This window comes from Blautia sp. AF32-4BH, assembly GCF_003460565.1.
GTDB classification, from domain to species: Bacteria; Bacillota; Clostridia; order Lachnospirales; family Lachnospiraceae; genus Fusicatenibacter; species Fusicatenibacter saccharivorans.
Map to the genome: position 1 here is coordinate 957 of NZ_QTVL01000009.1, position 25530 is coordinate 26486.

Sequence of the window (25530 nt, forward strand, 5' to 3'; positions counted from 1 at the left end):
ATCCGCGCAAGATCTAAGAAACAGGCGTATCCGCCGATATTTTGTCTGCCGCCTAAAGCGGTCTGAAGCACGTGACTTTAGTCATGTGAGGTTCACAAACTAGAGTGTGTTTGAAAAACCATTTCCGCAGCCTGCACGCCCCGCTTTGCGGTATATTTTGCCCTCATTCAGTCGCCGTAGCCCGCTACGCCTCCTTCATTCAGACAAAATCTCCCACAAATTGGAACATGCAGACTACGAAAAGCCTTTTTCAAACACACTCTAGCGCTTTGCACACAAACTTTAGTTAGAAGCGTATCCCAATTGTTCTTATTGACTAAATATTTCCTCAGGGAATACAATATAGAAAAAGTAAAAAGGAGGGATACCATGCAGGCACTTTCAAAGAAAAAAACCGGTGATATCTGTACCATCAAATGGATGTTTGGAATCCCTGATGTTCTGGATTTCCTCCGAAGCCGTAAAATCAAAGAAGGCAGCACCGTACAGGTCATCCAGAGAATAAACGGTGGATTGATCCTTGGCATGGATGGAAAACGGATTGCAATGTGTGATGCAGCTGCAGACCGGATTCAGGTATGAAAGGAAGAAAAATCAAAATGAGCGGAACCTTGGAAGAGGAGCCGCTCATTTTGATTTTCCAAATACCCACAAAAGAATTTTCGTAGATAAGTGTGCAGACTACGGAAATGATTTTTAATAAAGATGTGCCAGGAAGTTTTCAAGTTTTTCTTTACATAGAACCGTTGCGAAACAGCCGCCAGATAGAGTAAAATAGAGCAGATCTTAAGAAAAAGGAAGTTGGAATTTTATGACATTATTAGAACAGATACAAAAAGAACATGCCGCTGCTTTTACGCACGGCGGAAAATTTCATGCGGATGATGTGTTCTCTGCGGCACTGCTTCTGCATTTTAATCCGCAGCTTACCATCCAGCGCGGAAATCGTGTGCCGGAGGATTTTGACGGGATTGTTTTTGATATTGGAAGAGGAGAATACGACCATCACCAGAAAGACAGCCGGATCCGGGAAAACCAGGTTCCGTACGCGGCGTTTGGCCTTTTATGGGAGGCACTTGGCACAGAAATTTTAAGTCCGGAGATGGCCGCGCGGTTTGACGAGAAGTTTGTACAGCCGCTCGATCTCAATGATAATACAGGAGAAAAGAATGAACTCGCCAGTATGATCGGCATGTTCAATCCGGTATGGGATGATAACAGCGGAAGCGATGCAGCTTTCCTGGAAGCGGTGGCAGTGGCCGGACGGATTTTGGAACATAAATGGGAGCGTTTTCGTGCGGATGAGCGGGCGGAGCAGCAGTTTGCAGCTCTTCTTGCCGAACACAGGAAGCGGATCGCAGCGGAGAAAAAGGCAGGAACAATGGATGAAAAGATTCTGATTCTGTCGGAATTTTTTCCATGTCAGAAACAGCTTTCCGCGACTGAAATTGCATTTCTGATATTCCCATCGAACCGCGGCGGTTGCTGCGTGCAGCCGGTTCGAAAAGAAAATTCATTCAATTACAAGTATGATTTTCCGGAAACATGGCTTGGCCTGGAAAAAGAAGCACTGCAGGAAGCGACGGGGCTTTCCGATGTGTCTTTCTGCCACAAAGGAGGATTTCTTCTCACCGCAGAAACGCTTGACGATGCCGTCGCTGCCTGTCGCATCAGCCTTGCGGGAATGCCAAAAGCACCGGTTCTGATCCACATCGGTACCGATGCGATCGATGCGGATGACGCGCTTTTGCGGCAGATGCCGGGCATGGAGCATGCAGTTATTCTTCATAAACCGCTGCCGGAGGCCCCGGAACTGAACATCTGTGGCAGTTATGCCGTGTCATCACTTGAAAAAGCAGAATGGAAGATACGCCTGCGGGAATACCTGTCGGACTTGTTAAAAGAAAAGCCGGAGGCTGTCTGTGTCAGCGGTGATCTCTTTGCGGCCTATCCGGTCATGCACCAGCTCCGCAAGAAACATATTCCGGTTCTGACGGTATCAGAGCAGAATGGAAAACGGCTGCTGGTCCGCATTCCGTCCGGTTCCTGAGAATTTACAGAGAATCTCTCTCAATTTCACGCGTTAAACAGAAAAATTCCTCAATATGTGATTTGTTTCTTTGCATCTGCTGTTGTCTGTGATACAATATAGAAAATACGTGAAATTTTTTGCACAATGAAAACGAATGATATCATTTTTGGTTTATCTTCAAAAAAAGAGGCCAGACTTTACAGGAACGATACGTTTTTGTGATTTCATCCGAACGGCCTCAAAAGCAGAAAATGGCAGGCAGAAATCGACAAACAGCAGAGAGGAGAGCAAAACATATATGATTTCAAAGAAAAAATTTGGCACAACGGTAACAGCGTTCGGCGTGGCAGCCGGAATGCTTCTCGGTTCGGCTGCACCGGCGCATGCAGAGGAGACAGCGAAAACGGTGCAGGAAACGCAGAAAGATCAGGCGGATGCACTGGCCACGCAAAGTGAAACGGAAAACGGAAACACAGAAGAAGCCGTTGTTCCGGCTGTAGAAACACAGAAAACCGAGACACCAGCAGAAGAACCGTCCGTACCATCTCAGGATGAAAATGCCGCTTCCACAGAGGAGCCAGAAGTACCGGAAACGCCAGAACCGACAGAGGATCCGACTCCAACGGAGACACCGGAAGACCCGAATCCAGGCGAGATGCCGGAGCCATCTCCAAGTGAAACCCCGGAACCAACTCCAGGCGAAACTCCAGAACCGTCGGTAACGCCATCCCCAAGTGAAACGCCGACTCCAGCTCCGTCCGAAACCCCGGAACCAACAGAAACACCGGTGCCAACCGAGACACCTGCACCAGCACCGACAGAAACACCGAAAAATGATGAGACACAGGCGGATGACTGGATTCAGACGATTGATTACGGAAAATATATCAGCTCCATGAAAAAAGATCTCCGCGCAGGTTTCGCACAGGTCGACAAAGCGTACGCCTACGCAAAGGTCGATACCAGATTAAACGTCCGCGAAAGCGGTTCCACCAGCGCACGGATCGTGGGAACACTTCCGGCAAAGGCACTCTGCTTTGTGATCGCCGATGCGGATCAGGAGTGGGTTTATATTGAATCGGGCGATGTCCGCGGTTTTGTCCGTACGGATTATCTGCAGCAGGGAAAAGAGGCGCTGGAATATGTAACCGGCACCGGAGAGGATCAGATGAAACTGGCGGATCAGGTGATTGATCCGTCTGAAAATGAAGCCTTTCCCTATAAAAAAGAAACGGTTTATGAAGTAAAAACCTCAACCGGAAACGGTATTATCACATTTGCAAAACAGTTCGTTGGCAGACCATACGTCTGGGGTGGAAACTCCCTGACGGACGGTATTGACTGCTCTCATTTTGTATGGCAGATTCTGACCCGTTGCGGTGCGTACGATGGTGAATATACGACCTCCGGCGGATGGCGCAGCCTTGGAACGGAGGTTGCAAGCCTGGATGAGGCACGCGCAGGCGATGTTATTTGCTATAATGGCCATGTGGCGCTGTATGACGGAGAAGGAAAAATCGTAGAAGCGCTGAATGAAAACGCCGGTATCACCTGCGACCGCCCGGTGGACTGTGACACGATTCTGACGATCCGTCGTTTTGCAGCCGACGATGAAATCGGAGAAACGAACGCAGAAAAGATCTGGAATTACTTCTTGATGCACGGATTTACAAAAGAAGGAGCCGCCGGTATTATGGGAAATATTGCAAACGAGGCATCCACAGACCTCAATCCGACACTGCTTGAGTATGGCTCTACCAGCCGCACAAGCCTGAGCGGAGAGCAGTACACGAACCTTGTTGATGCCGGAATCATTTCCCGTGACGAAGTGATCCGAAGTTCCCGTTTTGGCCTTTACAGTGGCGGAAGATATGGATATGGTCTCTGTGGTTTTACAGATCCAACGATCAAAGAGTATCTGTGCCGATATACCATTGATCTTGGAAAGAGCCTTGGAAGTCTGTCCGGCCAGCTCGACAGTCTGATGGCCTACCTTTCCGACTACAATCCGAATCTGCTGGACAGATTGAAAAATGCCGAAGATGTTGACACCGCAGCAACTGCCTTCATGCGTGAATACGAAAAATGCGCAAACCAGAGCACACAGCAGAAACTGCGTACAACAGCAGCAGAACAGATCTACAATGTTATGGAATCGTATGATTCGCCGGTAGATGTAGAATAAACGAACAGATGATGAAGACGTGTTAAGGAAAGTCCTCCGCAGCAGAAAGATTCTGTGTGGAGGACTTTCTTACAGTAAAATAATTGAATTTATGTATGATTTTTTACTTCCAGCTTTTCAGTTTGTCCGCTTCCGGAGTCTGCAGCAGAATTTCTTTACAGTCCAAAAGAGAAGGACTCACATAATCACAAAATGGAAAAAGCTCTTTTGTATACGGTGTCAGATCCGGGATCATGCAGGAGATGGCACCAGCTGCACGCGCGGCCTTCAGACCATTGATGCTGTCTTCGGCTACTATGCATGCAGCAATCGGAACTTTCAGAAGAGACGCTGCTTTTAAGAAAATTTCCGGATCCGGCTTGCTGTTGATTACCTCATCCCCGCAGACTGAAGCATCGATATACTGGTCAATGCCAGACTGTTTCCAGTATCCTTCCGCAACGCGCCGTGTTGTGGAAGTGGCAACCGCAACTTTAATCGAATGTTCCTTCAGCCAGGAAAGAAACTCGTGAAGTCCCGGCTTTTCCGGTACACCATTTCGCTGAATATAATCATTCAGATACGCCGAGCGGATCGCGCGTCCCTCATCGTATGTCACCTTTCCGTGAAACCACTCCTCAAACAGCTTTCTGCTCCGTGGAAGCGCGCTGCCGCGCATCTGTGAGAGATGTTCCTCCGTGAGCGTAAAATTCAGCTCCCGGGCAGCTTTTTGCCAGCCCTCTTTCATTACAATCTCGGTGTCAAACAGGATACCATCCATATCGAATAATACTGCCTTTATCATAAATGCGACCTCCCAGGGAGTAAAAGAAAACAGACGGTTTTCGTTTACTCTGTACTCTGATTTTTTTAAAACTACCTTCAGTATACGAAAAATCCTGAAAAAAGACAAGTGCATGAACTTTACAGAATACTACAAATCTTCCTTTTACGAAGCAAAACTTTCTATGAGGACTGCAAATATTACAGATTGCTGGGTAGCAGTAAACTGTAACATTCGGGCATGACTGGATCCATGCATATTACAATCACACTTGACTTCAAGTAAGCTTAAAGTGCTATTCTGATAAAAAAGGACAAATTAGGAGGAATAACAGAATGGAAAAGTCAACGGTTTATTTTACCGACTTTCGATGTCCTGTGGGAACGAGTCAGCTTGACAAGCTGAAAAAACTCTGTATCGCTGCTGGCGTCAAAGACATTGATATGGAAGGTAAATTTGTTGCAATCAAAATGCATTTTGGCGAACTGGGAAACATGGCGTTTCTTCGTCCGAATTATGCGAAAGTGGTTGCAGATCTCTGTAAAGAGCAGGGAGGTCTTCCGTTCCTGACAGACTGCAATACGTTATATCCGGGCAGCAGAAAAAATGCCCTGGAGCACCTTGACTGCGCAAATCTGAACGGATTCAATACCATTACCACAGGATGCCAGATTATCATCGGAGATGGACTGCGAGGAACCGATGAAATTGAGGTTCCGGTTGTCAACGGAGAATACTGCAAAACAGCATTGATTGGCCATGCGATCATGGACGCAGATATTTTTATCAGTCTGAGCCATTTCAAAGGCCATGAAGCAACGGGCTTTGGCGGTGCACTGAAAAATATCGGTATGGGATGCGGAAGCCGCGCCGGAAAGATGCAGCAGCATGCCAGTGGAAAACCGGCGATCAATACGGATGTCTGTCGTGGCTGCCACCGCTGTGCAAAAGAATGCGGAAGCGATGCAATTTCCTATGTGGATAAAAAAGCAGTCATTGACTATGACAAATGCAAAGGATGCGGCCGCTGCATCGGTGCCTGCAGTTTTGATGCGGTTTATAATCCAAACAGCAGTGCAAACGAGCTTCTCGACCGGAAAATGGCTGAGTATGCACAGGCTGTCTGTCATGGACGTCCGTGTTTCCATATCTCTCTGGTACAGGATATCAGCCCGAACTGTGACTGCCATGGGGAGAACGATGCTCCGATCCTGCCGGATATCGGAATGTTTGCAAGCTTCGACCCGGTTGCCATTGACCAGGCGTGTGCCGATGCCTGCCTGAAGGCAACTCCGATCGAAAACAGTCAGCTTGGCGAGCATCTTGCAGAGCCGGGATGGCATTGCCACCACGATCATTTCAAGGATTCCAATCCGAATATTGAATGGCAGGCAACCCTTGACCAGGCAGAGAAAATTGGTCTTGGTACGAGACAGTATGAACTGAAACGTATCAAATAATAATACAAAAAAATGCTTTAGGGCAGATGAACAACAGCGGAAAGCTCCAGCTTCTCGAATGAAAAATCAACGAGAAGCTGGAGCCTTTTAAGGCCAGATTGTATTTTCTTCAGAAATAACAACGGTTTTTTTCATCCATTTGCGTGATCGCCACCGGATCAGATAATTTACACCACGGAACGCCTCATCCATGCCAAAAGCGATCCAGCATCCGAATAATCCGAATCCCATTTTTACACCAAGCAGATAGGAGAAGAATACACTCATCAGCCAGCAGGAGAGAATGGAAACACCCATAGGGAAAACCACATCGCCTGCTCCGCGCAAGGAATTTTCCTCAATGTGATTAAAGCCTCGAAAAATTTCCACGAAAATATCAAAAAACAAAATGGTATGTCCGATCGAAAGGATCGCAGGATCGTCTGTAAAGATCCGCAGCAGCACGGAACCAAAGCAGGCAAGGAGCGTGGATAGGCAGGCATTCAGCAAAATTGTGATTTTTAAATTCTGCAAATTCAGCTGATAAGCCTGTTCGTATTTTCCGGCGCCGGTAAGCCAGCTGATCAGCAACGAGGTCGAAAGACCAAGGGAGAGGCCTAGGACATACACGTAAAAAACAAGTGTGGAAACATAAATTTTGGCGGAAACAGCCTGCACACCGACAAGTGCAATAATGGAGGTTGTCACTACCTGGGATACAGAATAGGAAAGCGTACTGATACCGCCTGGAATTCCGATTTGAAGCACTTTTGGTAAAATCCGGAAACTGCTGCGTATGGACTTATGACGGAAGTCAAGGCCAAGCGGAAGAACCAGGAGCAGCAGAAGCATGGTAAAAGCGGCACAGCCCTCACTGAAGGCATAGGCACAGGCAATCCCTTCTACGCCGTGAAGCGGCAGTTCGACCGGCTGAAAGACGATCAGATAATTTAAAAGGGCATTCAGCGCATTCATTCCAAGGGTAACAAATACCGATATTTTGGGCTTTCCATAGCTTTTAAATATGGCACTGCAGATGGACACGAACGCGGCAAAAAAGGAAACACGAATGCAGATTCTCAGGTAAGAAGAGGCATATGTTAATACCTGGCCGGATAAATTCATCTGCCGCATCAGGGGCATGGAAAAGAACGAAAGTGTAGCACCAAGGAGAACGCTTAACCCGGCACCTGCAAACAGCGCACAGAAAGCAGCATCGGATGCATTTTTTTCCTTTTTGGCACCAAGATTCTGGCTGATTACGATGGACGCACCGGTACTGATTACGGAATAGAAATTCAGAATCATGCCCATAAACTGTCCGGCGGAACCAACGGCAGCAACTGCTTCATCGGAATAAAAGGACAAAGTAAAAGTATTGACGGTGCTCATCAGATTCATCAAAAACATTTCCAGAAACAGGGGAAGAAAAATCTTTGGGAGAGTCATCGTTCCCTGTGGCGTTTCTACTTTGCCCAGATCTGGATTGTAAAAGGATTTCCACATAAAGTCTGTCGTTACTCCTTTCAGAAAATAGTAACAGAATTGGATTTTAGCAGTTCTGAAGAAACCTGCACGGTAACCGGGTGATCTGCAAAAGAGCGGCGGACATAGAAAATCAGTCGTCCATGGTACAACCGGCGGCAGGAAGAAGCATACTCGGTGCAGTCTGCAGCATTTCCGTTTTCAATTCCAAGAAGGACGCCTCCGTCTGTCGTTACCTGAACCATGGAGGAATCTCCGAAGCAGAAAGCACCATCTCTGTCGGCGGCATAAACTTCGAACTGCAGAAGCGGATTTTCCGGTAAAACAGCGGAATTTTCTTTGGACGGCTTCCAGGGTCGGATCTGCAGGGCACAAGGCATAGAAGTCGTTTTCAGCTCATCCTTTGCTTCAAAAGTACAGGAAGCCCCGCCCTTTTGTGCCGCAAGCTTTCCAGAAGCAAGAACCATCAGCGTGCCCGGCTGAAAGGGAACGATCCAGCGAATCGAATCTTCAGTATAGGAAGCCTCCTTTTTGCCGAGACTGATTCCGTTTAAGAATAATTCCGCTTCGGAAAGGTTTGTGTAGCAGCGGACTTCGATATCTTCTCCATCACAGTAATTCCAGCTTTCGAATAATGGCTGCCAGCTTTCTCTCATGGAGTCTGCCCGCTGTGTGGAAAGATGGCACATCGGTTTGGATGACCAGAAGCTCATCCGCCGGTAAAACCCGGATTTTTCAAAGCCAGCCATCGTAAGAAGCCCGGCTTCAGAAGCTCGAAGCGGCCATCCGTGTGCCTCTCCCATATAATCAATGCCTGTCCAGAGAAACTGTCCGCTGATATATTCGTTTTCGGTTACCGCATGCCAGGCAGCAAGATCATGTCCGTTTTCGCTGCCTAAAAATGGGAGCGAAGGAAAATCACAGTGGCTTTCCTCGTATAAATGTTCTTTATAATTGTATCCGGCAACATCGAGGGCATCCAGAAAACCGATCTTTGCAGAGAGCTCCGGAAAAGCGGCAGCCAGTGTAACCGGGCGCGTAGGATCCACTGCGCGTACTTCGTAAGCAAGCATGGAAGCCAGTGCTTTTAATCGCTCTGCATTCGGCCGATCCGGATTGTATACGCGCTCTGCGGCAGGCTTGTTTGCATCATTGTTTCCGGTCATGGTCTGAAACAGAGGATGGCAGTAAGGATCATTTGGATAATCAATTTCATTTCCAATGCTCCAGAGAATTACACTTGGATGATTTCGGTCGCGCAATACCATAGCAGACAGATCTTCTTTCTGGTACTGAGGAAAGTACTTGTAATATCCCTGATGCTTTGGAGGATAAACATTATGACCGGTAGACCATTTGTTTTTTGGCCCTTCCCACTCATCAAATGCTTCATCCATAACAAGAAAGCCCATTTCATCACATAGATCGTACAGTTCCGGCATATGCGGATTATGGCTCATACGGATGGCATTGCAGCCCATTTCTTTGAGCTTTTCAAGGCGGCGTATCCAGATTTCTTTTGTAACGGCGGCACCGAGTGCACCGGCATCGTGGTGAACGCAGACCCCCTTAATTTTCATGGGGATTTCATTCAGAAAGAATCCATAATCGGCATCAAAACGGAAGGTGCGGATACCTACACGGAACTTGTCTGCAAGAAAGGCGGAGTCATCCTTGGCTTTGTGGAGCCATGTTTCGAGTGTATATAAAGATGGATGTTTCGGAGACCACAGTGTTGGCTGTGCTACCGTTCCTTCAGTCTTTAGTTTTGCGGTTTCTCCAGGAAGAAGAGTGGCTCTCTGCTCGGCGAAAAACACCGTGTTTCCATTTTGATCACGCAGATACTGGACCAGTGAAAAAGAGGTTTCCTGATCTTCCATATTACAGATCTCTGTTGTGATAGAAAGATCCGCTGAGATTTTATCTGCCCTGTTTATGGAAAAGCAGGTGCCATATGGTGTAACGTGAAGAAGATCTGTAACAAGGAGCGTTACCTTTCTTGTGATTCCGGAACCGGTAAACCATCGGGAATCTGAAATCTCTGTCCGGTCTACACGGACGCTGATTTCATTGATACCATCTGTACCAAAAACAGCCTGGGATGTTATGTCATAGAAAAAAGGTGTGTATCCATTGGGATGAAAGCCGTGATAATAACTGTTGAACCAGACCTGGCTTTCTTTGTAGACACCGTCAAACAGCAGCACGATGCGTTTTCCACGATACTTCTCAGGCAGGGAAAAGGTTCCACGATACCATCCGATGCCGCCGGCTGCATATCCGGTGCCGCTGGAATAGGATCTGGAAAATGGCATTGCAACAGACCAGTCATGTGGAAGCTCGACAGCTGTCCAGCCAGTATCATCATAGTCTTTTTTCCAGGCATCCGGCTCTTCGCCATAGTGAAATTTCCAGGAATGATGGAGATAAATTGTTTGGGTATTCATAGATTTATAACCTCCTGTTTTTATCATGATATTTCAATTTTTATACGTTCCTATGGTTTTTATTATAAAGAGTTCATCTGAAAAATCCATGGAAAAGAGAGGGATTTTTTGTAAAATAGCGACTTTAGGATTGACTTTTACGTGCAAAAAGTCTATCCTTGAATTTGAAATGAAAAGGGTTTCAAAAAATTGGAATAGAGTAAGAGTTTCAAGAGGGCGATTTATGAAAAAAGAAAAAAACATTTATACTATTGCAAAAGAAGCAGGCGTTTCGCCGGCGACGGTGTCTCGGGTCATGACGAAAAATGCCCGGGTAAGCGAGGAAAAAAGAAAAAAAGTGGAGGAAATCATACAAAAATATGATTATCGCCCCAATGCGCTAGCACAGGGGCTGACAAATGCAAGAACAAAAATCATTGGCATTCTTGCAGCGGATATGATGAATCCCTTTTATGCACAGCTTGTGGACGAATGCGTAAAGGAAATTGGTGCAAGTGGATATGTTCCCATGATATTTTCATCTCAGAGCAGTTATGAAATGGAAGAACAGTATTTGCAGAAGATGTTTGACCTGCGTGTGGATGCAATTATTTTAATGGGAGGAAAATCAGACCAGCTCGTTACAGATTTGGAATATGTGGATTTGCTTGATCGAATCACAGACACTACACCGATTATTACAACTGGAAAAATAGAAGGATCTCTTTGTTATCAGGTATGCATTGATGAAATGGCGAGTGTAGACCTTGCCATGGAGCATCTTTTTTCGCTTGGCCATCGGCATATTGCACTGATCGGCGGGAAAAATCACATCCGGTCAACATATGATAAACGAATGCGGTATCGTATGCTGCTTCGTAAAAATGGAATCACATACAGAGAACGCTATGTAACGGATTCGGATTACAACATCGAAGGGGGGTACCAGTGTATGGAAAAACTCTTTCAGGAAAATCGTACGATGCCGACTGCCGTAATTGCAATCAATGATTTCAGCGCAATCGGAATTCTTCGGTGTATTGAGGAACATCATTTGTCTGTTCCGCAGGATATATCGCTTGTCAGCTTTGACGGAACCTTTCTGTCAGATATTGTTAACCCGAAGCTTACCAGCGTTTGCTATGATTATGCTTCTTTTGGAAAAATGCTGGCTGCGTCTGCGGTAAAACTTCTTTCAGGAGAAGAGATTCCGAAAATTCAGCAATGTGTGTCGCGTTTAATCGTACGCGAATCCACGATATTGCAATAATATCACATTATCGATTCAGAAGCATGTAATTTCATATAGCCAGATAATTCTTCTCTTTGATTTTAAAAGACCATCAGAGAGAAGAATTTTTTTGCACTAATTTTGGAATGTTTGCAGACATGGTGATATTGATCCTGGAACAGATTTTGGCTTTTGTAAGAGAGATACCGACAGATCAAAATGGCGGTAAATAGCGCGTTTTCAGAAAGAAAAAAAGTGGATATACATAGAGGAATAAAGGGGTGATTTGTCAAATTGTCAACTAATTCAGATGGCTTTAAAAAAAAGAAAGCAAATTATACAAAAAACAAGTTGACAAATCAAAGCGGAAGGAGTATAGTACGAAATATGAAAAGGGTTTCACGAAAGTGCCAATTAAAAAGATATGTGATTTGGAAAGATGTATAAGTTAAGTGCTTTTTAGATGGAATCATCGTTATAATATACAGGAAAAGCAGTAAAAGCAAAGATACATTCATCATGATCACTTTTATTTTTGGAAAAACGTGAAAACGGTTTCATATAAAGGCTGCAAATTATGTGCAGACAAATTTTCACAAACTGCAAAATAGGAGGAACGCAACGTGAAAGGAAAAAGGAACCAAACGACAGCAGCTCTTCCGGCTGTCCCCAGTAAAAAGAATCGAGCATGGAAGACTTTTCGCAACAACAAAACACTTCTTCTGATGTGTTTGCCAGCAGTCATCTTTTTTATCGTGTTTAACTATTGCCCATTGCCGGGCGTATGGATTGCATTCACGAGTTACAATTTTCGGGATGGTATTTTTGGAAGCCCTTTTGTAGGATTATCAAACTTTGAATTTTTGATTTCTTCCGGTGAATTGTGGACTTTAACGAAAAATACAATTTTATACAATCTGGTTTTTATTCTTCTTGGAAATGTTTTTCAGATCGTAATTGCTCTTATGCTGAATGAAATCAGAAGTAAATTTTTTAAAAAGGTATCACAGACAATCATGTTCCTTCCGTATTTTATTTCTGCTGTACTGATTGGGGCGATCGCATTTAATATTCTGAATTATGACACGGGTGCATTAAATGCACTTCTTCGTGAAACGGGTGCTGACCCAATACAGATTTACAGCAAAGCTGGTTTATGGCCCTTCATCATTATTTTCTGTAACATGTGGCAGCAAACAGGTTATGGTTCTGTTGTTTATTTCGCGGCAATCTGCGGTATTGATTCCAGTATGGTAGAAGCAGCAGAGGTAGATGGCGCTACCAGCTGGCAGAGAATTCGTTACATCATTCTTCCTTCCCTGAAAGGAACCTTTATCATTCTGCTTCTGTTTGCGCTTGGCGGAATCATGAAAGGAAACTTTGGTTTGTTCTGGAACCTGACAGGTGGTGCGAATTCACAGTTGTTCCCGACAACTGATATCATTGAAACCTTTGTATACCGTACAATGACGACACAGAATAACTTTGCAACATCTTCTGCCGTAGGTTTGTATCAGTCTATTTTTGGATTTGTTCTGGTTATGTTCAGCAACTGGGTGGTAAAACGACTTGATCCGGACTATGCACTGTTTTAGGAGGAGAAGAAAATGAAAAATCGTAATAAAATCAAACTGGATCCAGGGACGCGAGCTTTACGAATTATCTCCTACGTATTTGTGAGTATTTGGGCGCTCATCTGCTTACTTCCATTTATCCTGGTTATTTCTGCATCTTTCAGTACCGAGAGTATTGTAGCGAAAGAGGGATTTGGGCTTTTACCCAAAGGGTTTACTCTGAGTGCATATGAACTGGTATTTCGTTCACCTAAAATGATTCTTGGCTCATACGGAGTTACCATTGCACTGACGGTATGCGGAACAGTTGTTGGTCTGTTTATCATTGCGATGACCGGTTATGCATTACAAAGAAAGGACTTTCCGTTTCGAAATGCATTGTCATTTTTTATTTACTTTACAACACTGTTTTCCGCCGGTATGGCACCAACCTATATCTGGGTTTCCAGGTACCTGAAATTAAACGGAAGTTATATGGCAGTATTTTTACAGCTGTTAATGTCTCCGTGGCTGATCATTCTGATGAAGAATTTTGCAAAATCGGTACCATATGAAATTACAGAATCCGGAAAAATTGACGGAGCGGGAGACTTTAAAATTTTCGTATCACTGATTTTCCCGATGTTAAAGCCGGCACTTGCAACGGTAGGACTTTTTCTGGCACTGGGATACTGGAATGAATGGTATCTTTCTTCTCTGTATCTGAACAGTTCTGTAACCTATAAACCATTACAGTACTACTTATATCAGATCATCAATACAGCAAATGCACTGAAAAACTCTGTAGCAGGTGCAAATGTCAGTGTGGCAGACCTTCCATCTAACACATTGAAAATGGCAACAGCAGTTGTTGCAACCGGACCGATCATCTTTCTGTATCCGTTTGTACAGAAATACTTTATCTCTGGTATTACAGTAGGCGCGGTCAAAGGCTGACCATGGAAAAAGTATGATGTGAGATTCCCCTGTGTTTTGATGGGGATTCACATAAAATTCCGAAAAAGCAGGAAAAGAAGGAGGACGCTATGAGAAAACGCGTAACAGGTAAAAAGGCAGTAGCACTGGTAATGGCTTCCCTGATGATTGCAAGTATGGCAGGATGCGGAAGCAGTGGGTCCGAAAGCAGCGGATCCGGCAACACAAGCGTAAAGGAAGATGGAAGTATTGATACTTCCAAGCATGAAGTAATTAACATGCTGGTGCTGGGAAACAAACCGACCAATGGCAGACTGGAAGCCATGCTGGACAAACTGAATCCGATTTTGACGGAAAAAGTAAATGCAGAACTCGAGTTTACGTACATAGAATGGACAGACTGGCAGACACAGTATAATCTGAAGCTGTTGAGTGGAGACAGCAGTCTGGATTTGATTTGTACGGCAACGGACTGGCTGTACGGATGGGAAAATACAAAGAAGGGCGCATTTCTTCCACTTTCCGAGGATATGCTGAAAACATATGCGCCAAAGACCTGGGAACAGGTATCCGCAGACGGAGACTGGGATATCTGCAAATATAACGATGAAATTTATTTCATACCGGAAGATCACTATACACAGTATACGAACCATGGTATGTTCTATCGTGGAGACTGGGCAAAAGAAGCAGGTCTGGAAAATGGAAAAATTACAAAATTTGAAGATCTGACGACGTATTTCCAGTATATTAAAGATAATAAGGAAGATGTTATTCCGTGGGATATCGCTGGCAAAAACCAGACGGGAGGTATTCTTGGCGGCTATATTACTTCGAAAAAGGAATATACGGCATTCAATTGCGCCAGTGTTGGTATTTACACAGACTTCTGGGGTGTTATGCAGGACGATCCGACAACCGTTATGTCTCCGTATGTAGAGGATGACAGCCTTTATGATGCGGCAGAGCTGATGAAAGAATGGAATGACATGGGTGTATGGAGAAAAGATGTCCTGAACTTTGACGGAGACACCAGAGAAGAGTTTTATGCCGGAACAACCGGTGCGGATCAGCATCATGCCCAGACCTATTATTCTACGATTGTTCCGAATATGGAGAAGAAACAGCCGGGTTCCGATCCGCAGTTCTATTACTGGGGCGAAGAAAATCAGAACGTACAGCATCCGCTGAAAGAGCATGGTGCATGTGCTATCAGTGCAAACTCCACACATCCGGAACGCGCCCTGATGGTATATGATCTGTTAAGAAATGATGAAGAGTGCTATCGTCTGTTAAACTATGGTATTGAAGGTGAGGATTATATTGTAACAGAAGATGGCAAGCTGGGCAGACCAGATGGATTTGATTCCAGTACAGATGCCCTGGATTCCAATTTCTGGATGGGACGTAATGATGATCTGGAACTGCAGGATGAAAGCTGGTGGGATGGAACCGATGATCTGATCAGTTCGCTGGATAAAATCGGTTATGATTATCCATTTGAAAACCTGATTGTTGATACAACTGCAATTGAGGCAAAGCAGGCAGCACTGGCTAATGTTCTCGCAAAATATATCCCGCAGCTGGCATATGGTCAGGTAGATGATCCGAAGGCAACTGTCGATCAGATGAGAGAAGAACTGAAAGCGGCCGGTTATGACGATGTAAAGGCAGCAATTCAGAAAGATTTAGATGCTTTTGTAGAGGAAAATGGAACACCGGATTTCACAAGAGGTGAATAAAAAAGGTGTTCACTTGACCGTAGAACAAGAAAGGTTAGCGACAAAACCTGGCAGATAATTCTGTGATTTCATGATAAGCAAGATAAGGGAGATACCGGAAAAGACATGATGCCTCTGGTGTCTCCCTTTTGCGAGTCAAATGTTTCCGTTCCGGTCACGGGAAATTTGGCAGACATATTATTTTTAACATAAAAAAGATGGAAATTTCAGAAACAGGAGGAACTATGAAGACGTTTGAAGTAAAAGAAGATTTTTATCTGGACGGAAAGAAAGTAAAAATCATTTCCGGAGGTATGCATTATTTTCGTACTGTGCCGGAATACTGGCGCGACCGACTGGAAAAATTAAAAGCTCTGGGCTGCAATACGGTGGAAACGTATATTCCATGGAATCTTCACGAAAAAGAGAAAGGAAAGTTTGATTTTTCCGGAATTCTGGATATTACCAGATTTGTAAAACTGGCCCAGGAGCTTGGTTTGATGGTGATTCTCCGGCCATCTCCCTATATTTGTGCAGAATGGGAGTTTGGCGGATTGCCATACTGGCTGCTGAAGGAAGACGGCATGCGCCTTCGCTGTTTCTATCCGCCATTTCTACAACATGTGAAAGAATATTATGAAAAATTATTTGAAGTGATCGCACCGCTTCAGATTACACGGGGCGGTTCTGTTATTCTGATGCAGGTGGAAAATGAATATGGATATTTCGGAGATGACAAATCGTATCTGGATTACATGAAACAGCTGATGATTGACTGCGGCTGTGAAGTGCCGATGGTTACATCGGATGGTCCTTGGGGAGATGCTTTTGACTGCGGAAAAGTGGAAGGTGTTTTACAGACCGGAAATTTTGGTTCCAAAGGAAAAGAGCAGTTTGCCGTCATGAAAAAGAAAATCGGCGATAAACCGCTGATGTGTATGGAATTCTGGGTTGGATGGTTTGATAACTGGGGTGTAGAAACGCATCAGACCGGTGATTTAGAAGAACATGCAAAAGATCTGGACGAAATTCTTTCCGAGGGCCATGTGAATATCTACATGTTTGAAGGTGGAACCAATTTTGGTTTTACGAATGGATCCAATTACTATGATGAGCTGACACCGGATGTTACTTCTTATGATTATGATGCACTGCTGACGGAAGACGGTCAGATTACGGCGAAGTATACGGCATTCCAGAATGTAATCCGGAAATATACCGAAATTCCGGAAGTAAAACTTAGTACAGAAATTCGCAGAAAATCATATGGAAAACTTCGTGTCAAAAGAAGCACATCTTTATTCGGAAACAAAGACCGGATTAGTAAAGCGATGGAGAGTGTATACCCGGTGTCAATGGAAAAACTGGATCAGGGATACGGATATATTTTATACGAAAGCCAGTTGAAAGATGAAGGGCCATTGGAAACACTGCGGCTGTGGGGAGCTAACGACAGAGCTAACATTTTTGTGGATGAAATCCCAACTGTTACACTGTATGACAGAGAACTTCTTGATGAAATAAAATGGGAGGAGAATAAACCGGAAGGACAGAAACTTTCTATTTTGATGGAAAATATGGGAAGAGTAAATTTCGGTCCGAATCTCGAAAGACAGAGAAAAGGGATTGATGGAAGCGTACAGGTTAATGGTCATAATCACTATTATTGGAAAGAATATACGCTTCCGATGGAACATCTGGAACATCTTGATTTTACAATTCCATCCGTTCCTGGTACACCGGGATTTTATGAATTTAGCTTCGAAGCAGATGAGACGGGAGATACCTTCCTTGATTTTACCGGATGGGGAAAAGGTTGCATTCTTGTAAATGGATTTAATATTGGAAGATTCTGGGAAATTGGGCCACAGAAACGATTATATATTCCGGGTCCGATTTTAAAAAAAGGAACGAATACGATTCTGATTTTTGAAACAGAAGGAAAAGTGCCGGGAATCATTACACTCTGCGATGAACCGGATCTTGGCTAAAAGAATGAAGGAAAACATTTATTATCAGTATGACAGCAGTCAACTACCGGAAATTAGCCTGGCAGATACGGCGGTGATTGAACCGCCGTATATTCATAAAAGAAGAATGCCGTTGGAATACATTATTTATCTGGTGCGTCAGGGTGAGATGTTTCTTTTGGAGGATGGTGTACGGTATCATTTAACACCGGGGGATTTTTTAATTCTGGATCCGGATAAAATACATGTGGGGGAAAGAGCAACACATTGTGAATACCATTATATTCATTTCCATCAGAAATCCATAAAAAAAAACAAGATGACAAATGAGCAGACAACTGAGATAATTTTAAGAAAGAGAACGCAGTCCATGCAAAGTGATTCCTGTACCCTTTCCGGACAGGAACGCGTCAGTCTTTCGCTTCTTGCGTTGCCCAAATATATGCATCTTTCCGACACTTCTTCTTATTCTGAAATTCTGCAGAAAATCAATGATGGAATTACCTGTCAGAAAAATCGTATGGAAGGTTATTACAATTTGTGTGCCTGTCAGATTTTGGAGATGATGATTTTGGTTTCCAGACAGTTTGTAACATCGCTTGCCCAGGAAAAAACCGGAGTGGTCGGAAGCTACCGGAAAATATATGATCTTTTGGATTATCTGAATAACTGCTATCGCGAGCCAATTTCCGGAGTATTGATTGAAGAGCAGCTTGGTGGAAACTTTGATTATCTAAATCGGATTTTTCGTCAGACAACAGGAAAAACGATTTTTCAGTACCTGACGGAAGTCAGAATTTCCCATGCCAAGGAGCTTCTTGGTACAACTTCGCTTAAAATTTCGCAGGTCAGCGAAAAAGTCGGATTTTCCGATGAAAGTTATTTCAGTAAAGTCTTTAAAAAAATGACTGGAATGACACCTATGAACTATATGAAAAGCAGATAAGGAGAACAAAATATGGCAGGCTATTTATTTGTACATTTTACCGGAGAACAAAAGGATGGAGAACAGATTTATTTTTCCATCAGCAGGGATGGACTTCACTGGGAGGATCTGAATGACGGACAGCCAGTCTTATATTCTCATCTTGGAATGCAAGGTGTTCGCGATCCGTTTCTGCTGCGTGATCCAAAGCAGAAGAAATTTTATCTGATAGCAACCGATTTACGGATCGAAGCAGGAGAAGGCTGGGATACGGCACAATATCGCGGAAGCCGTGATCTGATTGTCTGGGAATCGAAGGATCTGGTTCACTGGAGTGCGGAGCGTGCCAGTACCATAGGTGTTCCGGGAGCCGGATGCGTCTGGGCACCGGAAGGAATCTATGACTCAAAAAGAGAGCAGTTTCTGGTTTTCTGGGCATCTATGGTAAAACTTTCCGGTGATACGGAAGCCAAACAGCGGATCTATGCATCCTGGACATCTGATTTTCAAAGTTTTTCCGAGCCATTTATTTACATGGAGCGGAAAGAACATGTGATTGATACAACGATGGTAGAATCAGAAGGTGTATACTATCGGATTTCCAAGGATGAGACGAATAAATGTCTGCTGTTGGAGTCCTGTGACTCCCTGACGGGCAATTTTCAGGAGATCCCATCAGAAACACTTTCTTCGCTGTTTGGCGTAGAAGGACCGGAATGTTATCTGCTACCGGATCAGAAGACATGGTGTCTGATTGCGGATCAGTTTGCGGAGGGAAAAGGATATCTTCCTCTTTTAACGGATGATCTTTCTTCGGGAAAATTCCGTATTTTAAAGGAAAAGGAATATGCTCTTGGAAAAACAAAAAAACGCCACGGTGGCGTTCTTGCAGTTACTGACGAGGAGCTTGCCTTGCTGGAACGATTTTTTGATCACAAAAAGCCGGTCGTAGAAGGGCTCTTTGCAGATCCGGATCTTGCCTGTTTTGACGGAACGTATTACCTGTATCCGACAACGGATGGCTTTACCGACTGGTCCGGTACGAAATTTTCTGTTTTTGCATCGAAGGATCTGAGAAAATTTCAGAAGGCTGCTGATATTTTCGACATGGCAGATGGAGATGTTCCGTGGGCGGTAGGAAGTGCCTGGGCGCCGTGCATTGCAGAAAAAGATGGAAAGTATTACTACTATTTCTGTGGAAAGCGTGTTGATGGCAAATCCTGCATTGGAGCAGCAGTATCTGATTATCCGGAGGGACCGTTTGTGCCTGCAGCAGAACCCATGATCACCATGGAAATGATGGAAACGTATCAGATCCAGATGAGTCAGACGATTGATCCGTCGATCTATCAGGAAAACGGCGAAACATATCTCCTGTTTGGAAATGGTTATGCGGCCATTGCAAAACTGACACCGGATATGATGCATATTGTTCCGGAGACGATGAAAAATCTGGAAGGACTGTACGATTTCCGTGAGGCGGTTACGGTTCTGAAGCGGGATGAAATTTACCATTTTACCTGGTCCTGTGATGATACAGGAAGTGAAAATTATCATGTAAACTATGGAACGTCCGATTCCCTGTACGGACCGGTTCGGTTTGAAAAGACGATTCTTCAGAAAGATGTGCAAAAAGGTGTTCTTGGAACGGGTCATCACAGCATCTGTAAGGTGCCTGGAAAAGATGCATACTGGATTGCTTACCATCGTTTTGGCACACCGCTTGCGCAGTATCCGGAGGGAAAGGGATTCCACCGGGAAACCTGCGTGGCCCCGCTGGAGTTTGACGAAGCCGGAAAAATGATGGAAGTGATTGTCTAGGTTTACGGAGAAAAAATATATGAACGGAAGAACAGAACAAGAATTGCAGCAGTATTTTTTCTAATATGAAACAGAGCTTTCAAGAGAAGCCGAAACGCTTTCTCTTTTGGATTTCCCTGTTTTGACAGAGGAGCTTTTTTCTCTGTTTGAAAAGACGGGGAACCGGCTGCGGTATGAAGAAGCTTACTTTGGACGCCGGAAATACCTCGTTGCTTTTGCGTTCAATGCATTGTTTGCAAAAGAGAGGGACATTTCTATGGATCTTTCCGGCCTGGAATGGGTTCTGGAGCAGATTTGTGCGGAAACTTGCTGGGCGCTGCCGGCACATGTGAACCGGAAAAAGGATGAAAAGTGGAAGATTACATTGGATCTTTTTGCGTGCGAGACTGCACAGTCACTTCTGGAAATTGCGTTTCTACTTCGAAACGATCTGCGGCCGGAGTTACTGTGTCGGATCTGGAAGGAAAGCAGCAGGAGAGTGTTGCAGCCGTTTCTTATACAGGAAAACGGTGCATTCTGGTGGGAAACGAGTAAAAGTAACTGGAATGCTGTTTGCTGTGGATCCGTAGGAGCAGCCGCCTGCTATGCATCTGAGCTTTTTCCTGTTCTTTTTCCGAATGCGGAAAGCATCGAGAGTATCAATCAAAACTGTGAACAGATCTTGACGCGCGTGACCCGGGATCTTTCCTGCTTTCTTGCGAGCTTCGGCGAGGACGGCGCCTGCATGGAAGGTCTTGGCTATTGGGAATATGGAATGAGTTATTTTTCCATGTTCGCGGAACTTCTGAAAGAAAAAACGGGCGGGAAAACTGACTTGCTGGATGGAAAAAAGCAGCGGAAAATCATGGAATTTCAGCAGAAATGCTATTTCCCGGGCGGAAATACGTTAAGCTTTTCTGACGGAGACAGCAAAAGCCGTTACCGGATGGGACTTACCTGCCATTTTGCAATGCTGGATCCAAATGTTAAAATCCCGCCGCTGGTACGGGCAATGCATTTTGGGGAAGATCCGTGTTATCGCTGGAATGCCGCATATAGGGACTGGATCTGGACGAAGCAATATCTGAATGTGTTAAAAAGCAGGTCGGACGGTTCCGAGAATGCTGCAGAGGAACGGGTATGTTCCGGCACGTTTACTTATCTGGCGGATGCCGAATGGGCAATTGCAACTGGAAAGCATCAGACCGCATTCGCAATCAAAGGTGGAAACAACGGGGAGCCGCACAATCATAACGATGTCGGCAGCTTTCTGTATTTTATCGGGGAAGAAGAAATTATCAGTGATCTTGGAGCCGGAGAATACACGAAAGCATATTTTGGCCCCGAACGATATTCCGTACTCTGCTGTAGTTCACGTGGCCATAGCGTTCCGATTTTGGATGGAAAGGAACAGTGCAAAGGGGAAACATATCGTGCCGATGCAGTGAATTACTCCGAGACAGGAGAAATTTCGATTTCCTTTGCTGGGGCATATGAGAAAGAAAGCAGGAAAAAACTGATACGGACTGCTGTTTTTTGCAGGGAAACCGGTGAACTTCAGATCAAAGATTGCCTGAAGACCGCTCCTTTGGATAATGGCTTCACGGAAAATCTTGTCACACGGCAGAACGTAAGTCGGGAAAAAGACCGGATTCGAATCGGTGACAGGGGAACTCTGAAAATAGATGGTGTTTCTCCGGAAAAGATTCAAATTATTCCATGCATTCATAGAGATCATCAAGGAAAAATGGAAACTGTGTTTCTGATTCAATGGGAAGCTGACGGAAAAGAAAATATCTGGCGAAGCCGATTTGTACTTTGCCCGGAATAATACAAAAGCTCCTGACGTTGTTAGAAGGAAGATATTCAGTGAGGCTGCATTGCGGTACGAAAACAGAGCAAAAGACTGTGCAAATGAATTTATGATTTGCACAGTCTTTTGCTTTATACGTTGCTGATCATCGAAAGAAATGTCTTATGAATCCTCATATCCGGGTCGAGTTCTGGATGGAAGGAGAAGGCCATCTGGTTTTTATATTTTACACCGACAATCCGCTCTTCCACAACCGCGAGCACTTCCACGCCGTTCCCCACAGATGCAATATACGGCGCACGGATAAACGTCATCGGCACTGTTCCGATGCCCACAACCGATGCTTCTGTGTGGAAGCTGCCTAACTGTCGGCCGTAGGCGTTCCGCTTGATGCACATGGGAATCGTGCCGAAATACTGCTCTGGCTGTCCCTTCATCTGTCCGTCGATCGTTTCTGCCAGAAGAATTGCACCGGCACAGGTTGCGAGGACCGGCATGCCATTTTGAATCTGGCTTTTGATCGTATCGAACATGCTAAGCTCTTTTAAAAGCTTTCCCTGAACGGTACTCTCGCCGCCCGGCAGTACAAGTGCATCGTAAGGCTCGGCAAGATCGCGGGCCTGCCGCAGTTCGATGCATTCGGCGCCAAGCTGTTCTAATACTTTTTCATGTTCTGCAAATGCGCCCTGCAATGCAAGCACTCCAATTTTCATTATTTTCCTCTTTCTGCCATCAGTAAGGCGATTTCCTGCTCGTTGATGCCGACCATAGCCTCGCCGAGATCAGCGGAGAGTTCTGCGATCCGTTTGGCATCGGTGTAGTTGGTAACAGCTTTTACGATGGAAGCGGCACGTTTTGCCGGGTTGCCGGATTTGAAGATACCGGATCCGACGAAGACGCCTTCTGCTCCAAGCTGCATCATCAGTGCTGCATCGGCAGGAGTTGCCACACCGCCGGCTGCAAAGTTGACAACCGGGAGACGGCCGTTATCATGAACATACTGAACAAGATCGTATGGAACCTGCAGGACCTTGGCTGCCTCAAACAGCTCATCCTCACGCATTGAGGTCAGTTTCTGAATTTCGCTGTTCATTTTTCTCATATGGCGGACCGCTTGTACGATATCGCCGGTTCCCGGCTCACCTTTGGTACGGATCATAGACGCTCCCTCGTTGATCCGGCGGAGTGCCTCGCCGAGATCCTTTGCACCGCAGACAAACGGTACTTTGAAATTTCGTTTGTTGATATGGTAGGCATCATCCGCCGGGGAGAGAACCTCACTCTCGTCGATGTAGTCGATTTCGATGGCTTCAAGAACCTGTGCCTCTACAAAGTGGCCGATGCGGCATTTTGCCATAACCGGAATGGAAACGGCTTCCTGAATGCCGCGGATCATCTTCGGATCGCTCATACGGGAAACGCCGCCGGCTGCACGGATGTCTGCAGGAATCCGCTCCAGTGCCATAACGGCACAGGCACCAGCTTCCTCTGCGATGTGGGCCTGTTCCGGTGTGGTAACATCCATGATCACACCACCTTTTAACATCTGTGCCAGTTCTTTGTTCAGTTTGTATCTCTCATTTGCTGCTGTCATAATAATCTCCTCCCTGCCTGAGAAATATCAGGTGATAAATTTTGTTTCTGTTTTGGCTTTACTTTTGTTCTGCCTCACAGTATACTGGTAAAGTGACTATAAAAAAATCGCCAAAACAAATATATTCAGTAAGGTCAGATGAGAGGAGAGCGGTCGGATGCTGACGTATAATTTTTCCAATATAGGGTCAGATTCCCTGTATGAATATTTATATAAATGTATCAAAAACGACATATTACTGGGAAACATCCGTCCGGGAGAGAAGCTGCCGTCGAAACGAACGTTTGCAAAAAATCTGGGTATCAGCGTCATTACCGTCGAGAATGCCTATGCGCAGCTTGTTGCGGAAGGCTATCTGTACTCCATGCCAAAGCGCGGCTTTTATGCGGCTGATCTGGAAATTGAGGATTCCATGCGGGATGCGGTGCCAAAAGAGATCCTGCAGGTGGCAAACGGGGAGACTTCCTATTTTGCGGATTTTTCCAGCAACCAGACGGACAGCGAGATTTTTCCCTTCACAATCTGGACGCGGACGGTGCGTGCTGTTCTGAATGATAACCGGATCCAGCTGATGATCAATTCCCCGTGCGCCGGGATTTTAAAGCTGCGCAGTGCGATTGCAAAATATCTGCGCGAGTTTCGTGGAATGCAGGTGCTGCCGGAGCAGATTATTGTCGGCGCAGGAACGGAGTATCTGCATAACCTTCTGATTCAGCTTCTCGGGAACGATCTTGTTTATGGAGTAGAGGATCCCGGGTATCACAAAATTGCGCGGATTTATGAGAGTATGAAGGTGCGGTACGAGCCAGTGCCGCTCGACCAGGACGGTGTTTCGGTGCAGGAACTGGAAAAAAGATCGGTTGATATTATTCATACATCCCCGTCCCATCACTTTCCAACCGGGACAGTCATGCCGGTCAGCCGCCGTTATGAACTGCTCGGCTGGGCGGCAAAATCAGATCATCACTATATCATTGAGGACGATTATGACAGTGAGCTGCGTCTCGGCGGAAAGCCGTTTCCAACGCTGCAGAGCATCGATGTATCGGACAAGGTCATCTATATGAATACGTTTACGAAAACACTTGCCTCCACGGTACGGATCAGCTATATGGTGCTGCCGCAGACACTGGCGGAGAGATTTTACCGTGAGCTGTCGTTTTATTCTTGCACCGTTTCTAACTTTGAGCAGTACACACTGGCAGAGTTTATTGAGAACGGCAGTTTCGAAAAACATATCAACCGGCTGCGGAACTATTATCAGAACAAACGAGATCTGATTTTGCAGGCGCTTGAAAAGAAGCCGCTCGGTGATTACGTAACCATCGAAGAGGAAGAAGCAGGCGTCCATTTCCTGATGCATCTTTGCACCGATCAAAAAGAAGAGGAGATCGTCACGCAGGCGAAATCCCGCGGCGTAAAATTAAAGCCGCTCTCCGGCTATTACGCAGACACAGCGGAGGCGGCAAAGCAGGAAAATACGTATGTCATGAATTATTCCTCCATTGATCCGGCAGCAATGGAGCGGGCAGCGGGAGTGCTGCTTCATATTCTGCAGATACCTGGCAGATGATCTGCGAAACGAAAAGAATCGGAAGGATTGGGTGGCCGGATGCAGAGAATGATAGACACTGTTTCCAAAATGGACATGTCTGCG

At 45.2% G+C, this 25530-nt stretch carries 18 protein-coding genes and 2 pseudogenes; 14 read left to right on the plus strand and 6 right to left on the minus strand.

Going from position 1 to position 25530, the window contains the following annotated elements; genetic code table 11:
- Positions 1–92: 92 nt before the first annotated feature.
- A pseudogene (locus DWZ44_RS19335) lies at positions 93–221 on the minus strand (DUF6783 domain-containing protein).
- Here DWZ44_RS19335 and DWZ44_RS19340 point away from each other — a divergent pair.
- The 4 genes and pseudogenes from DWZ44_RS19340 to DWZ44_RS12000 all read left to right on the plus strand — a co-directional run.
- Positions 171–290, plus strand: a pseudogene (locus tag DWZ44_RS19340) (DUF6783 domain-containing protein); the annotation flags it as partial. The pseudogenes DWZ44_RS19335 and DWZ44_RS19340 sit on opposite strands and share 51 nt — an antisense overlap.
- A gap of 79 nt (positions 291–369) precedes the next feature.
- Complete coding sequence (locus DWZ44_RS11990) at positions 370–582, plus strand: ferrous iron transport protein A (protein WP_022461118.1); 213 nt, start codon at positions 370–372, stop codon at positions 580–582.
- Positions 583–811: 229 nt separating this feature from the next.
- Positions 812–2050, plus strand: a complete 1239-nt coding sequence (locus DWZ44_RS11995) for an MYG1 family protein (RefSeq protein WP_117804952.1) — start codon at positions 812–814, stop codon at positions 2048–2050.
- A gap of 280 nt (positions 2051–2330) precedes the next feature.
- Positions 2331–4217: a phage tail tip lysozyme gene (locus tag DWZ44_RS12000; protein ID WP_117804953.1), complete on the plus strand. Its 1887-nt coding sequence runs from the start codon at positions 2331–2333 to the stop codon at positions 4215–4217.
- A 103-nt stretch (positions 4218–4320) separates the two neighbouring features.
- On the opposite strand, the gene DWZ44_RS12005 is transcribed toward DWZ44_RS12000, so the two are convergent.
- Positions 4321–5001 (minus strand): HAD family hydrolase, encoded by a 681-nt coding sequence (locus DWZ44_RS12005; RefSeq protein WP_117804954.1) that lies wholly within the window; start codon positions 4999–5001, stop codon positions 4321–4323.
- A 314-nt stretch (positions 5002–5315) separates the two neighbouring features.
- Here DWZ44_RS12005 and DWZ44_RS12010 point away from each other — a divergent pair, with 314 nt between their 5' ends.
- On the plus strand, positions 5316–6440 hold the full coding sequence (locus DWZ44_RS12010; RefSeq protein WP_117804955.1) for a DUF362 domain-containing protein: 1125 nt from the start codon (positions 5316–5318) through the stop codon (positions 6438–6440).
- Positions 6441–6527: 87 nt separating this feature from the next.
- Here the strand turns inward: DWZ44_RS12010 and DWZ44_RS12015 are convergent, their stop codons facing one another.
- Positions 6528–7925, minus strand: coding sequence for an MATE family efflux transporter (locus DWZ44_RS12015; protein ID WP_117508901.1), 1398 nt, complete (start codon positions 7923–7925; stop codon positions 6528–6530).
- 20 nt (positions 7926–7945) lie between these two features.
- The gene (locus DWZ44_RS12020) at positions 7946–10351 is read right to left on the minus strand and encodes a glycoside hydrolase family 2 TIM barrel-domain containing protein (RefSeq protein WP_117804956.1); all 2406 of its coding nucleotides are present in this window, start codon (positions 10349–10351) and stop codon (positions 7946–7948) included.
- A 223-nt stretch (positions 10352–10574) separates the two neighbouring features.
- Between DWZ44_RS12020 and DWZ44_RS12025 the strand changes: the two genes are divergently transcribed.
- The 8 genes from DWZ44_RS12025 (at position 10575) to DWZ44_RS12060 (ending at position 22297) form a co-directional block, all read left to right on the plus strand.
- Complete coding sequence (locus DWZ44_RS12025) at positions 10575–11600, plus strand: LacI family DNA-binding transcriptional regulator (RefSeq protein WP_117508903.1); 1026 nt, start codon at positions 10575–10577, stop codon at positions 11598–11600.
- Positions 11601–12184: 584 nt separating this feature from the next.
- Positions 12185–13156, plus strand: coding sequence for an ABC transporter permease (locus DWZ44_RS12030; protein WP_117508904.1), 972 nt, complete (start codon positions 12185–12187; stop codon positions 13154–13156).
- A gap of 12 nt (positions 13157–13168) precedes the next feature.
- A complete protein-coding gene (locus DWZ44_RS12035; protein WP_117508905.1) occupies positions 13169–14071 on the plus strand; it encodes a carbohydrate ABC transporter permease in 903 nt (300 codons plus the stop codon).
- Between the two features lie 89 nt (positions 14072–14160).
- On the plus strand, positions 14161–15792 hold the full coding sequence (locus DWZ44_RS12040) for an extracellular solute-binding protein (RefSeq protein ID WP_117508906.1): 1632 nt from the start codon (positions 14161–14163) through the stop codon (positions 15790–15792).
- A 224-nt stretch (positions 15793–16016) separates the two neighbouring features.
- A complete protein-coding gene (locus tag DWZ44_RS12045) occupies positions 16017–17762 on the plus strand; it encodes a glycoside hydrolase family 35 protein (RefSeq protein ID WP_117804957.1) in 1746 nt (581 codons plus the stop codon).
- Positions 17755–18687, plus strand: a complete 933-nt coding sequence (locus tag DWZ44_RS12050; protein WP_158554945.1) for an AraC family transcriptional regulator — start codon at positions 17755–17757, stop codon at positions 18685–18687. Before DWZ44_RS12045 ends, DWZ44_RS12050 begins: the two co-directional genes overlap by 8 nt.
- Positions 18688–18699: 12 nt before the next feature.
- The gene (locus DWZ44_RS18725) at positions 18700–20487 is read left to right on the plus strand and encodes a family 43 glycosylhydrolase (RefSeq protein WP_117508909.1); all 1788 of its coding nucleotides are present in this window, start codon (positions 18700–18702) and stop codon (positions 20485–20487) included.
- 121 nt (positions 20488–20608) lie between these two features.
- A complete protein-coding gene (locus tag DWZ44_RS12060; protein ID WP_117804958.1) occupies positions 20609–22297 on the plus strand; it encodes a heparinase II/III domain-containing protein in 1689 nt (562 codons plus the stop codon).
- Positions 22298–22410: 113 nt separating this feature from the next.
- Here DWZ44_RS12060 and pdxT read toward each other — a convergent pair whose 3' ends face one another.
- The gene (gene pdxT, locus DWZ44_RS12065) at positions 22411–22992 is read right to left on the minus strand and encodes a pyridoxal 5'-phosphate synthase glutaminase subunit PdxT (protein ID WP_117804959.1); all 582 of its coding nucleotides are present in this window, start codon (positions 22990–22992) and stop codon (positions 22411–22413) included.
- Complete coding sequence (pdxS, locus tag DWZ44_RS12070) at positions 22992–23873, minus strand: pyridoxal 5'-phosphate synthase lyase subunit PdxS (protein ID WP_117804960.1); 882 nt, start codon at positions 23871–23873, stop codon at positions 22992–22994. Before pdxS ends, pdxT begins: the two co-directional genes overlap by 1 nt.
- A 157-nt stretch (positions 23874–24030) precedes the next feature.
- Here pdxS and pdxR point away from each other — a divergent pair, with 157 nt between their 5' ends.
- A complete protein-coding gene (gene pdxR / locus DWZ44_RS12075; RefSeq protein WP_117804961.1) occupies positions 24031–25446 on the plus strand; it encodes a MocR-like pyridoxine biosynthesis transcription factor PdxR in 1416 nt (471 codons plus the stop codon).
- Positions 25447–25530 lie beyond the last annotated feature (84 nt).

Bases quoted from the DNA above. Each gene is read 5' to 3' on its own strand.
- DWZ44_RS11990 (WP_022461118.1), top strand. From the start codon at position 370: ATGCAGGCACTTTCAAAGAAAAAAACCGGTGATATCTGTACCATCAAA.
- DWZ44_RS11995 (WP_117804952.1), top strand. From the start codon at position 812: ATGACATTATTAGAACAGATACAAAAAGAACATGCCGCTGCTTTTACG.
- DWZ44_RS12000 (WP_117804953.1), top strand. From the start codon at position 2,331: ATGATTTCAAAGAAAAAATTTGGCACAACGGTAACAGCGTTCGGCGTG.
- DWZ44_RS12005 (WP_117804954.1), bottom strand. From the start codon at position 5,001: ATGATAAAGGCAGTATTATTCGATATGGATGGTATCCTGTTTGACACC.
- DWZ44_RS12010 (WP_117804955.1), top strand. From the start codon at position 5,316: ATGGAAAAGTCAACGGTTTATTTTACCGACTTTCGATGTCCTGTGGGA.
- DWZ44_RS12015 (WP_117508901.1), bottom strand. From the start codon at position 7,925: ATGTGGAAATCCTTTTACAATCCAGATCTGGGCAAAGTAGAAACGCCA.
- DWZ44_RS12020 (WP_117804956.1), bottom strand. From the start codon at position 10,351: ATGAATACCCAAACAATTTATCTCCATCATTCCTGGAAATTTCACTAT.
- DWZ44_RS12025 (WP_117508903.1), top strand. From the start codon at position 10,575: ATGAAAAAAGAAAAAAACATTTATACTATTGCAAAAGAAGCAGGCGTT.
- DWZ44_RS12035 (WP_117508905.1), top strand. From the start codon at position 13,169: ATGAAAAATCGTAATAAAATCAAACTGGATCCAGGGACGCGAGCTTTA.
- DWZ44_RS12040 (WP_117508906.1), top strand. From the start codon at position 14,161: ATGAGAAAACGCGTAACAGGTAAAAAGGCAGTAGCACTGGTAATGGCT.
- DWZ44_RS12045 (WP_117804957.1), top strand. From the start codon at position 16,017: ATGAAGACGTTTGAAGTAAAAGAAGATTTTTATCTGGACGGAAAGAAA.
- DWZ44_RS18725 (WP_117508909.1), top strand. From the start codon at position 18,700: ATGGCAGGCTATTTATTTGTACATTTTACCGGAGAACAAAAGGATGGA.
- pdxT (WP_117804959.1), bottom strand. From the start codon at position 22,992: ATGAAAATTGGAGTGCTTGCATTGCAGGGCGCATTTGCAGAACATGAA.
- pdxS (WP_117804960.1), bottom strand. From the start codon at position 23,873: ATGACAGCAGCAAATGAGAGATACAAACTGAACAAAGAACTGGCACAG.
- pdxR (WP_117804961.1), top strand. From the start codon at position 24,031: ATGCTGACGTATAATTTTTCCAATATAGGGTCAGATTCCCTGTATGAA.